The sequence below is a fragment of the Streptomyces sp. NPDC056486 genome (assembly GCF_042795295.1).
Lineage (GTDB): Bacteria > Actinomycetota > Actinomycetes > Streptomycetales > Streptomycetaceae > Streptomyces.
Window position 1 is genome coordinate 41,786 of record NZ_JBHTSF010000059.1, and the last position, 10,740, is coordinate 52,525.

9 protein-coding genes, 2 pseudogenes and 1 riboswitch are annotated in these 10,740 nt (G+C 71.1%); of the genes and pseudogenes, 3 read left to right on the forward strand and 8 right to left on the reverse strand.

Going from position 1 to position 10,740, the window contains the following annotated elements; genetic code table 11:
• Window positions 1-84: 84 nt before the first annotated feature.
• Window positions 85-459: pseudogene (locus ACFQ7F_RS23350) on the reverse strand (cobalamin biosynthesis protein); the annotation flags it as partial.
• Between the two features lie 265 nt (window positions 460-724).
• Here ACFQ7F_RS23350 and ACFQ7F_RS23355 point away from each other — a divergent pair.
• Window positions 725-1,456 (forward strand): ZIP family metal transporter, encoded by a 732-nt coding sequence (locus ACFQ7F_RS23355; RefSeq protein WP_383273408.1) that lies wholly within the window; start codon window positions 725-727, stop codon window positions 1,454-1,456.
• Window positions 1,457-1,523: 67 nt separating this feature from the next.
• Here the strand turns inward: ACFQ7F_RS23355 and ACFQ7F_RS23360 are convergent, their stop codons facing one another.
• The 5 genes and pseudogenes from ACFQ7F_RS23360 to ACFQ7F_RS23380 form a co-directional block, all read right to left on the reverse strand.
• On the reverse strand, window positions 1,524-2,894 hold the full coding sequence (locus tag ACFQ7F_RS23360; protein ID WP_383273410.1) for a cobyrinate a,c-diamide synthase: 1,371 nt from the start codon (window positions 2,892-2,894) through the stop codon (window positions 1,524-1,526).
• Window positions 2,888-3,496 carry a cob(I)yrinic acid a,c-diamide adenosyltransferase gene (gene cobO / locus ACFQ7F_RS23365; RefSeq protein ID WP_383273412.1) on the reverse strand — a complete coding sequence of 203 codons (609 nt, stop codon included), beginning with the start codon at window positions 3,494-3,496 and terminating at the stop codon, window positions 2,888-2,890. The genes ACFQ7F_RS23360 and cobO overlap by 7 nt, the downstream gene beginning before the upstream one ends.
• Window positions 3,496-5,574: a putative cobaltochelatase gene (locus ACFQ7F_RS23370; RefSeq protein ID WP_383273414.1), complete on the reverse strand. Its 2,079-nt coding sequence runs from the start codon at window positions 5,572-5,574 to the stop codon at window positions 3,496-3,498. The genes cobO and ACFQ7F_RS23370 overlap by 1 nt, the downstream gene beginning before the upstream one ends.
• A pseudogene (locus tag ACFQ7F_RS23375) lies at window positions 5,571-7,171 on the reverse strand (cobyric acid synthase). Before ACFQ7F_RS23375 ends, ACFQ7F_RS23370 begins: the two are co-directional and overlap by 4 nt.
• Window positions 7,171-8,109, reverse strand: coding sequence for a cobalamin biosynthesis protein (locus ACFQ7F_RS23380; protein ID WP_383273416.1), 939 nt, complete (start codon window positions 8,107-8,109; stop codon window positions 7,171-7,173). Before ACFQ7F_RS23380 ends, ACFQ7F_RS23375 begins: the two are co-directional and overlap by 1 nt.
• Window positions 8,110-8,230: 121 nt before the next feature.
• A riboswitch (cobalamin riboswitch) is annotated at window positions 8,231-8,374 on the reverse strand.
• 271 nt (window positions 8,375-8,645) lie between these two features.
• On the opposite strand from ACFQ7F_RS23380, the gene ACFQ7F_RS23385 reads away from it, so the two are divergent.
• The gene (locus ACFQ7F_RS23385) at window positions 8,646-8,840 is read left to right on the forward strand and encodes a DUF397 domain-containing protein (RefSeq protein WP_383273418.1); all 195 of its coding nucleotides are present in this window, start codon (window positions 8,646-8,648) and stop codon (window positions 8,838-8,840) included.
• A gap of 18 nt (window positions 8,841-8,858) precedes the next feature.
• Window positions 8,859-9,167 carry a hypothetical protein gene (locus tag ACFQ7F_RS23390; protein WP_383273420.1) on the forward strand — a complete coding sequence of 103 codons (309 nt, stop codon included), beginning with the start codon at window positions 8,859-8,861 and terminating at the stop codon, window positions 9,165-9,167.
• On the opposite strand, the gene ACFQ7F_RS23395 is transcribed toward ACFQ7F_RS23390, so the two are convergent.
• Window positions 9,100-9,651, reverse strand: a complete 552-nt coding sequence (locus tag ACFQ7F_RS23395; protein WP_383273422.1) for a hypothetical protein — start codon at window positions 9,649-9,651, stop codon at window positions 9,100-9,102. The two genes, ACFQ7F_RS23390 and ACFQ7F_RS23395, sit on opposite strands and share 68 nt — an antisense overlap.
• Window positions 9,652-9,695: 44 nt before the next feature.
• Window positions 9,696-10,550, reverse strand: a complete 855-nt coding sequence (locus ACFQ7F_RS23400; protein WP_383273424.1) for a helix-turn-helix domain-containing protein — start codon at window positions 10,548-10,550, stop codon at window positions 9,696-9,698.
• Window positions 10,551-10,740: the final 190 nt, after the last annotated feature.

The window sequence follows — 10,740 nt, forward strand, 5'->3', positions numbered from 1 at the left end:
CTTGATTGCTTTGCCTGTTTCGTTCGGATCAGGTGCGGACACCCGCGGCGTCTTCATCGCGCTCATCGCGTTCATCGCGGGCCCGCGGCGCACGATCGCACAGGTCACCATGGGCGCACGGCCTGGGGGCGCCGACTTCCGCTTGGGCACGACAAGTTCACCGCCACCGCACAGCGCGGCGGCCTCCGCCACGGAGGGCGTCCCCACGGCGGCGAGCGACGCGCCGGAGGGGTTCGGCACGTCGACACCGGCCAACTCGTCGGCCGCGTACGTCACGAGCGGTACCCGGAGCCGCGCCGCCGCCTCGACGATGCCGGGCTCCTCGGCCTTCGCGTCGACGGTCGTCAACGCGGCGACGCGGGCGAGGGAGAGTCCCGCGTCCCGAAGGGTGTCCTCGACGAGACCGAGGACTTCTTCGGCGGGCACGCCCTTGCCCGCACCGACGCCCACCACGAGAGAGCCACCGCACACGGCCCCAGTCTCCACGGAGGCCCGCTCATGGAGGGCTGTCACCTGTTCGAGGGACACCGTCACCGGGTCGAGCATCTCTGCGCCTTCCCTCGTGTGTTCGATGGCCCCCGTCCGCGCGAGGTCGGTCGGCCCGTCGGCCATGGGTGGGGCTCCTCTCGTACGAGACGGAAACGGGACAGAAACGGGTCGGTGTCCACGCGGCGGGCCGGATGTGGATGTGCGGGGCAGGGGGTCAATCGGCTAGCAAGGGCGCATGGCGGTGTTCGTGGCGCTCGGCGCCTTTGTGATGACCCTGGTGGGCGGCTGGACGGCCCAGCGGGTCACCGACCGGCGCCACCTCGTCCTGGGGCTCGCGGGCGGCCTGATGCTCGGCGTGGTCGGCCTCGACCTGCTGCCCGAGGCGCTGGACGCCGCGGGCGGTCCGGTCTTCGGCGTACCGGCGGCGCTGCTCCTGTTCGTCGCGGGCTTCCTCACCGCGCACCTGGTGGAACACCTCCTCGCGGGCCGCCAGGCCGCCCACGGGGCGGGCGAGGACACGAACGGCCGGGTCCCGCAGGTGGGCCTGACGGCGGCCGGGGCGATGGTCGGACACAGCGTCATGGACGGTGTCGCGATCGGTGCCGCGTTCCAGGTGGGCGGCGGCATGGGCGTGGCGGTGGCGCTCGCGGTCATCGCCCATGACTTCGCGGACGGCTTCAACACGTACACGCTCACCAGCCTGTACGGGAACGCCCGCCGCAAGGCCCTCGCGATGCTCTTCGCGGACGCGGTGGCCCCGGTGGTGGGCGCCGCATCGACGCTCCTGTTCACCATTCCGGAGCAACTGCTCGGGGGATATCTCGGCTTCTTCGGCGGCGCGCTGCTCTATCTGGCCGCCGCGGAGATCCTGCCGGAGGCACACCACGAGCATCCGGCGCGCTCGACGCTGCTGTGCACGGTGGCGGGGGCGGCGTTCATCTGGCTGGTGGTGGGCATCGCGGAGTGAGGCCGGGGCGTGGATCGAGGTCACCGGTTCCCGCTCCGGCCGCCCCCGGACCCGACCGGCGTACCGCTCATCCCCGGCACCTCTCCACGAACCGACGTGCGATACCCGGCTCGGCGGCCCAGTGCGTGTGCAGATAACTCGCGTGCACACCCTGTTGTACGAAGCCTTCGACGCGCCGTTCGGGGGAGTGCAGCCCCCAGGCGGGAGCCGCCCCGGCGCCCGGTTCGACGACGGTGCGGTGGAACTCGTGCCCGCGCATCCGGGTCCCGACCACCGCGAGCGGGCTTTCGGACACGGCGACGGCCTCGCGGTACCCGAGCGTGAGCCGCTCGGACATGTGGGAGCGGGCGTCGAGCACACCGCACATCGGCTTTCCGTCCAACTCCCGGGTCAGATAGAGCAACCCGGCGCATTCGGCGGCGACGGGCGCACCGCTCAGCGCCAGCTCCGCGACGACTTTCCGCAGCGGCTCGTTGGCGGAGAGCTCGGGTGCGTACACCTCGGGGAAACCGCCCCCGATGATCAGTCCCGCGGTGCCGGGCGGAAGCTCCTCGTCGTGCAGCGGATCGAAGGTGACCACGTCGGCGCCCGCGGCGGTGAGCAGCTCGGTGTGCTCGGCGTAGGAGAAGGTGAACGCGGCCCCGCCCGCGACGGCGACCACGGGGCGACGGCCTTGGCTTTCGCTCTCGCCCCCGCCATGGCCTTCGCCTTGCGGCAGCCCCGGATCCCACGTCTCACCGGTCATCGCGGGCGCACTGCGCGCCAGCGCGAGAAGCGCGTCGAGATCGCAGCCCTCCCGCACCCGGGAGGCCAGCGCGGCCACCGAATCGACGGCTTCGGCCTGCCGCTCGGCCACCGGGACGAGCCCCAGATGCCGTGAGGGTGCCCGAACCTGCTGCACCCGGCCAAGAGCGCCGAGCACGGGCACCCCGGACTCGCCGAGTGCGTCCCGCAGCAGCTCCTCGTGCCGCGCGGACCCCACCTTGTTGAGGATCACGCCCCCGAGCCGCACCTCCGGGTCCCAGGACGCGAACCCGTGCACAAGGGCGGCGACGGAGCGGGACTGCGACGACGCGTCGACGACAAGGACCACCGGCGCACGGAGCAGCTTCGACACATGCGCGGTGGAGGCGAGCTCACCCTGCCCGGAAGCCCCGTCGTACAGCCCCATGACACCCTCGACCACGGCGAGATCGGCCCCGCGCGCCCCATGGTTGAACAAGGGCGCCACCATCTGGGGGCCGCACATGTACGCGTCGAGATTCCGCCCGGGGCGCCCCGTGGCCAGCGCGTGATACCCGGGGTCGATGTAGTCGGGGCCCACCTTGTGCGGGGACACCGCGAGCCCTGCCGCCGTGAACGCGGCCATCAACCCCGTGGCCACGGTCGTCTTCCCGCTTCCGGAAGACGGCGCGGCGACGACGAGCCGAGCTACCACTCGATGCCCCTCTGGCCCTTCTGCCCCGCGTCCATCGGGTGCTTGACCTTGGACATGTCGGTGACGAGATCGGCGAACTCGACCAGGGCCTCGGGTGCGTAGCGCCCGGTGATGATGACGTGCTGGTGCCCGGGACGGTCCCGGAGAACCTCGATCACCTCGTCCACGTCGATCCAGCCCCAGTGCAGGAGATAGGCGAACTCATCGAGGACGTACAGGGAGTACGTCTCGGCGGCGAGGTCACGCTTGACCTGCTCCCACCCCTCGCGGGCCTTGTCCTCGTGGCTGGGCTCGCCCTCGGCGGGCTCCCGCTGGATCCACGACCAGCCCTCGCCCATCTTGTTCCAGGTGACTGACCCGCCCTCTTCGCTCGCGCCGAGCACCTTCAGGGCGTTCTCCTCGCCGACCTTCCACTTCGCCGACTTCACGAACTGGAAGACCCCGATGGGCCACCCCTGATTCCAGGCTCGCAGCGCCATCCCGAAAGCCGCGGTGGACTTTCCCTTGCCGATCCCGGTGTGCACCATGACCAGCGGTCGGTTGCGCCGCTGACGCGTGGTGAGCCCGTCGTCCGGCACCACGTTCGGCTGTCCCTGCGGCATCAGGCCACGCTCCTCATCTGCATCTGAGTTCCCTGTACGTCCTTGACGAGCCCGGCGATGGAGTCCGCCCGCAGCTCGTCGAGTGTCACGGCCGTCCCGCCGAGCTCGCCCGCCAGTTGCCCCGCGAGCCCGAGCCGGATGTGCCCCGACTCGCAGTCGACGACCACGGAGGCGATGTTGGCGGCCGCGAAAAGACGCGCGGCGCGCCCCGCCCGGGCCACCGGCTCCACGCCTCCCGTGGCCCTGCCGTCCGTGACGACCACGACCAGGGGGCGCCGTGCCGGGTCGCGAAGGCGCTCCACGCGCAGCACGTCGTGCGCCTTGAGCAGCCCGGCCGCGACCGGCGTACGCCCGCCCGTGGGCAGCGTCTCCAGGCGGGCGGCAGCAGCGTCGACGGACGAGGTCGGCGGCAACGCCACCTCGGCATCGGCCCCGCGGAAGGTGACGAGCCCGACCTTGTCCCGGCGCTGGTAGGCGTCGAGAAGCAGTGAGAGCACCGCTCCCTTCACGGCACTCATCCGCTGCCGCGCCGCCATGGATCCGGAGGCGTCCACGACGAAGAGCACGAGGTTGCCCTCACGCCCCTCCCGCGTCGCCTGCCGCAGATCGTCCCGCCGCACGACGAGCCCCCGGCCCGCGCGCCCGCGTGCCCGCTGATGCGGGGCGGCCGCCTGCACGGTGGCCGCCAGGTGCAGCTTGGTGAGCGCCCCTCGGGGCCGCCGGGCGCCGGTGGTCCGGCCGTGCTCGGTCCGCGCCCTTGAGCGCCGGCCCGCGGCACCCTCACCGAGACCGGGGACGCTCAGCATCTTCGTTCGGAACGGCTCGGCGGCCTGCACGGCCCGCTGTTCACCGCCACCGGCGGCGGGAGCCTGCGCGGGGGACGCGTCTTCGTCCTGCCCGTTCTCGCGCTGGCTCTCGTTGTCGGCGGCGGGGGCGTCATGTGCGTCGGGCGCCGGGGCTTCGGGCGCCTCGGGGGCGTCGGGTCCTTCCTGGGGCGGCTGCCCGCCGCCATCGGGGCCGTCGCCGTCGGGCTCGGGGTCGTCGCCCCCGTCGTCCCCGTTGTCGTCGTCGCCGTTCTGCTCCAGCGTGTCGTCGAGCTTGTCCTCGTCGAGGCCCGGCGCGTCGAAGGGGTTGCGACGGCGCCGGTGCGGAAGCGCGAGGAGAGCGGCCTGCCGTACATCCTCGGCGAGTACGTCGCTGCGCCCGGCCCAGGCGGCAAGCGCCGTCGCCGTACGCGCCATCACGATGTCGGCCCGCATCCCGTCGACCTCGAAGGCCGCGCAGGTGGCGGCGATCTGCCGCAACGCGCCGTCTCCGAGCCGCACTTGGGGGAGCAGCGCACGTGCCGCGACGATCCGGTCCCGCAGCGCGGACTCGTCCTCGTGCCACCGCGCGGCGAAGTTCTCCGCGTCGTCGTCGTACGCGAGCCGTCGGCGCACGACCTCGACCCGCTGATCGGTCTCGCGCGACGCGGCGACCTCTACGGTGAGCCCGAACCGGTCGAGCAACTGCGGGCGCAGTTCGCCCTCTTCGGGGTTCATGGTGCCCACGAGCAGGAACCGCGCCGCATGCCGCACCGACACGCCCTCGCGCTCGACGTACGAAGCGCCCATGGCGGCGGCGTCGAGCAGCAGGTCGACCAAGTGGTCGTGCAGCAGGTTGACTTCGTCGACGTAGAGGATGCCGCGATGGGCGTCGGCGAGAAGACCCGGCTCGAAGGCCTTCACGCCCTCGGCGAGCGCCCGCTCGATGTCGAGCGCCCCGACAAGACGGTCCTCGGAGGCTCCGACGGGCAGCTCGACCATCCGCGCGTCCCGCACCGATGCCCCGCCGACGTCGTGCGGACCGTCGGGGCAGGCGGGGTCCGGGGCGGCCGGGTCGCAGGAGAAGCGGCATCCGGCGACGACGGGCACCTGCGGCAGCAAGGCCGAAAGGGCCCGCACGGCGGTGGACTTGGCGGTGCCCTTCTCTCCGCGCACGAGCACACCGCCGACGGCGGGCGAGACGGCGTTGAGCAGCAGGGCGAGCCGCAGGTCGTCCTGTCCGACGAGAGCGGTGAACGGATAGGGGGTACTCACAAGGCCTCCATTACGTGGTTCAGGGCGGGGCAGGGGGCGGCGGCTCTCGCCCAGGGAGCAGCGGCTCTCACCCGTCCCCCTCCGCCGGTCGTGGGGGCGCCCCGGGTGCGATGAAGGGGAGGCCGGACGGGGCGCCGGTCTCGATCAGGCGGAGCAGCGCGTCCGTGTCCGCATGCTGCTCGATCAGGTCGCCGAGCAGGTCGAGCTGCTCCTCGCGCAGAACACCGAAGCTGGTGTCGGGCGCCGGCACGAAACGGCGCCCGGCGGCGCGGGCGACCTCGGTCAGGAAGCGGCGCCGGAACGCGTCGCTCTCCAGCGACCCGTGCCAGTGCGTGCCCCACACTTCACCCACGCGGCAGCCGTCCAGGAAGGGCTCTCCGCCGAGGACTTCGGCGACGCCGTGATGGATCTCGTACCCCTCGACGGGTTCGCCGAGCGCCTCGCCGACCGGCCGTGCGAGGGTCTTCTCGCGTGCGAACCGCACGCGCACGGGCAGCAGGCCGAGCCCGTCCACGGCTCCTGCCCGTGACTCGACGTCGTCCTCGATGTGCTCGCCGAGGACCTGGAAGCCGCCGCAGATACCGAGCACGGGCCGCCCCTCGGCAGCGCGGCGCGCGATGGCGTCCGCGAGACCGCGCTCGCGCAGCCACTGCAGGGCGCGGACCGTGCCGCGCGTCCCCGGTACGACCACGAGATCGGCGTCGACGAGTTCATCGGCGCGGTCAACGAACCGCACCACGACGCCGGGTTCGGCGGCCAGGGCGTCCACGTCCGTGAAGTTCGACATCAGCGGCACGGCACAGACGGCGACCCGCAGCACGTCCTCACCGACCGGGGGAGCGACGACGGACTCCCGTACGGCGCCCCGCAGGGACACCCGGAGCCCGTCCTCCTCGTCGATACCGAGACCGTGCTGGAAGGGAAGCACGCCGAACGTACGCCGCCCGGTGAGCTCATGAAGCATGTCGAGCCCCGGTTCGAGCAGCGAGACGTCGCCACGGAACTTGTTGACGAGATACCCGGCGACCAGTTCCTGGTCCTCGGCGCTGAGCAGCGCCGTCGTCCCGAAGAAGGAGGCGAAGACGCCGCCGCGGTCGATGTCGCCGACCACGATGACCGGGAAGCGGGCGGCCCGCGCGATCCCCATGTTCACGATGTCCGTACGCCGCAGATTGATCTCGGCGGGACTGCCCGCGCCTTCGCAGATCACGGCGTCATAGCTGCCCCGAAGTTCTTCGAGACATCCCACGACGGTGGAGAGCAGCTGTTCCTGGCGCCCACCGTGATAGCCGCGCGCACTCATCTCGCCCACGGGCTTTCCCATGAGGACGACCTGGCTGCTGCGGTCACTGCCCGGCTTGAGCAGCACGGGGTTCATCAGCGCGCTCGGCTCGACCCGGGCGGCCTGCGCCTGCATGGCCTGGGCCCGCCCGATCTCGGCGCCCTCGCGCGTGACGAAGGAGTTGAGGGACATGTTCTGCGCCTTGAAGGGCGCGACGGAGACCCCCTTGCGGGCCAGCCACCGGCAGATCCCGGCAGTGATCACGCTCTTCCCCGCGTCGGACGTGGTCCCGGCCACGAGCAGCCCACCACTCATCAGGCCCTGCCTTTCCGCATAGTGCTCACCACTGCGGCGACCCCCAGGGCAAGCAGCCCGACCCGTCGCGAAAGCTTCACGGCCCGCTCGATGTCGGCGACTTCGACGTCCCGCCCGTCCCCGTTCAGGACAGGCCGGTGCTCGACCCGGCCTCCGTACGAGAGGGTCCCCCCGAGCCTTACCCCCAACGCCCCGGCGAAGGAGGTCTCGACCGGCCCCGCGTTGGGGCTCGGATGCTTGGCGGCGTCGGTACGCCAGGCCCGCAGGGCCCCTCGTGGCGCATCCCCGGCGGCAGCGGCGAGCACCGCGGTGAGCCGGGCCCCGGGCCACCCCAGAACATCGTCGAGCCGCGCGGAGGCCCACCCGTACCGCCGGTACTTCACGGACTTGTGCCCGACCATGGCGTCGAGCGTGTTCACGGCCCGGAAGGCGACGAGCCCGGGAACCCCGCCGAGCGCCCCCCACACCAAGGCGCCGACGACCGCGTCGGACGTGTTCTCGGCGACGGACTCGACCACGGCCCGCGCGATGCCGTCGGCGTCGAGGGCCTGCGGATCACGGCCGCACAGATGCGGAAGCCGCTCCCTTGCCACCTCGATGTCCCCGGCGGCGAGCGCCCCGCCGACGGCCCGCGCCTCGCGGCCCAGCGAGGTCCCGCCGACCACGGCCCAGGTGGTGGCGGCGGTCAGCGCGACGGATGCGGCGCGTGATTCACGTACAAGGGAAGAGGCCAGGGCAGCGGCACCTGCCGCACCCCCGGCGCACACCACGGCATGCAGGGCGCCCCACCCGCGGTGGTCACGCCACAGCACACGCTCGACGGCTCCCGCGGCCCGACCGAACGCGGCGACCGGATGCCCGCGGCGAGGATCGCCGAGGAACAGATCACCGAGGAGGCCGACGGCGGCGCCGTACGCGAAGTCGCGATCGGCACACATGGCTTCAGCCGGCCGTTACGCGGAGGAGAGCGAGGGGCCCGGCCTGGACAGGCAGGGGCACAGAGACCGGCAACGAGCGGCCGCGCATGGCGATATGTCCTCACTCAGGGTGTCCGCGCCCTGATTCGACGAGATCGGCGGCGAGAGTTCCTGGCTTCCGAGGAGTCGTCTCCTCGATGACAGTGGCGGGACCGCGCCGGATTCGCACCGGCTTCCTCTTCTGCCGCCGTAATGGCTCCGGCAGTCCACCACGCCCACGAACGCCCGTCAACTTGCCGTTGACCTGGGGCGGGAGAGTGTGCCGAGGCCCACATAGGGCCGGTTTCTCCCTAGGCCTGGAAATGTAACTTTCCTAGACTGGAACACGACAACCGGAGAGCGGTCCAGGAGTGATTGGGTCCGGTCGTGACGTGGTGTGACGGTTCTCGGCGGACCTGGCGGCCCTCCAAGATCACGGCGCTATCGTGCATCGGCGTGGGCGAAGAGCGACGGACACGCGTCGAGGGACGCCGGCTCTCGGGCAGGGGGAGGTCGGCGTGTCCAATGAGAGCTCGTCCGGATTGTTCTGGCGCAGGAGCAGCTACAGCGGGGCCGACGGAGAGTGTGTTGAAATTGCCTTCGTGCGGAAAGCGGTGATTGTCCGTGATTCGCAGAACCCGTCGGAACCCGGCGTCGTCTTCTCCGTCGAGCGCTGGCAAGCGTTCCTGAACGCTCTCGTCGGAGCTGGGTGAGAGGGAGGGGGGAACGGGATGACTGAGCATCATCTTGCCGATGTGCGGCGGCTGGTGAACGGCGTGCACGGGGGGAAGCGGAAGGCATCGGGGGTCGTCGCGGCCGTGGCGGGGTGTGTGCTGCTCGGTGCGGCCGTCACCCTGGTCGGAGCGGCGGCCTCGCTGTTGGTCGAGGGGACGGCGGCGCGGCTGGCTGTCTGGGTCCTCACGGCCGTGGTGGCCGCGGTGGCCGTGGGTCTGTGGTGGGGCTTCGCCGAGTTCAGGCAGAATCGTCAGCCTTGGGCTCGGGCCGCTGAGCGGGAACCACAGCACGGCGGTCGTCGCTGAGCGTGGGCGTTGCCCCCGCCTGCGAGATCAGCCTGGCGAGCTGGCGGCTGAGCGCGATCACGGGGGCCGAGAAGACAGCGATCACCGGGCCGACCGTCCGGAACCCCGTCATGCCGATGGCGGCCAGGACGACGAGCACTCCGGTGAGCGTCAGCACCAGAACGAGTATGCAGCCGGTGCAGTAGACGATCCTGGTCGTGAACATCCGCACGTTGTCGTCCGTGCGATGGCGGTCCAGCGTGTCCATCCGATTCGTACGGCCCTGGTCGGTCATCGCTTCGCGGACGAGCTGGTTGTAGGAGGGGCCGACGGATGTCGGCTGCTCGGCGCCGGCGTCGGCGGTGACATGGGCGGCCCCGCCGGCGTTGCTGCCGACGGAGGCCCCATCGGCACCTTGCGCACCACCCGTACCACCGCCCCGCCACGGCGCCTGCCTGATGGCCGCGAGAATCCCCCGCCACCACTCTCGCAACGCGGCTGGCATGTTGAGGCCTCCTCGCTCCTGCCGGACTCCTCGGGCCCGGAAGGTCAGCTGCTGTCAATGCCGTCCCTGACCCGGTTGATCAGGTCGATGGCTTTATCTCCGCTGTACGCGGTCTCGCGCAGGGATTCGAAGCACTCCTGGTGACGCACGATCAGCTCGTGATCGTCACGGATCGACTGGTTCCCCTGAGCCTCCAGGTAAAGCAGGTCCTCGTCGTCGAGGAAGCCGAGCAGGATGAAGCTGCTCAAGGTGGAGTAGTGGGCGCCCGCTGTGAACGGCAGAACCTGGAGGGACACCTTCGGGCGTGCCGACATGTCAATGAGGCGCTGCAGCTGGGCGCGCAGCACGCGCGGACCGCCGATCTGCCGGTGCAGCGCGGCCTCATCGATGACGAAGAACGTCCACGGCGGGTCCTCGCCCTCCAGAGCGCGCTCTTGGCGCGCTGTCCGCAGTTCCACGATCCGCCGCGCCCGCTCCGTCGCCACGCGCGGGGCGAGGAGCGCCATCGCGTACTCGTCCGTCTGCAGGAAGCCGGGCACGATGATCGGGTTGTACGTGCGAATGGACGCGGCGGCACTCTCGTACCCCACGTACTGACTGAACTGCGGTCCGATGATGTCGTGGTACTGGGCCCACCAGCTCGCGCCCTTGGAGCCGCGAGCGGCCTCTTCGAGTTCCGCGCCGAGATCCGGATCCGTCACTCCGTACTGCTGGAGGAGAGCGCGCAGATCGGTGACGGAGAGGCTGACCGTTCCCTGCTCGATCCTCATGATCTTGGACAGTGACCAGTCGAGGGCCTGGGCGGCTTGGCCCTGTGACTGCTTCGCGGCCTCGCGGGCCTTGCGGAGTGCAATGCGAAGCCTGCGGCGATTGAGGCTCGGGTCGACATCCCTCGGCATGGTGGCTCCTCGCTGTCGTCGTGGCTGTTGGTTGTTTGACATAAGGCGGAGTGCTATATGTGCAGCCGACGCTAGCAGACAGCTGCCTGTCATTATGCCATATGTCACTTCGCCGCATCGCATCCGCTCATTCGCGTGAAAAACGAGGTGCGCGTGGACACGCGAAAGCCGGGTGGGACGCACCATGAGG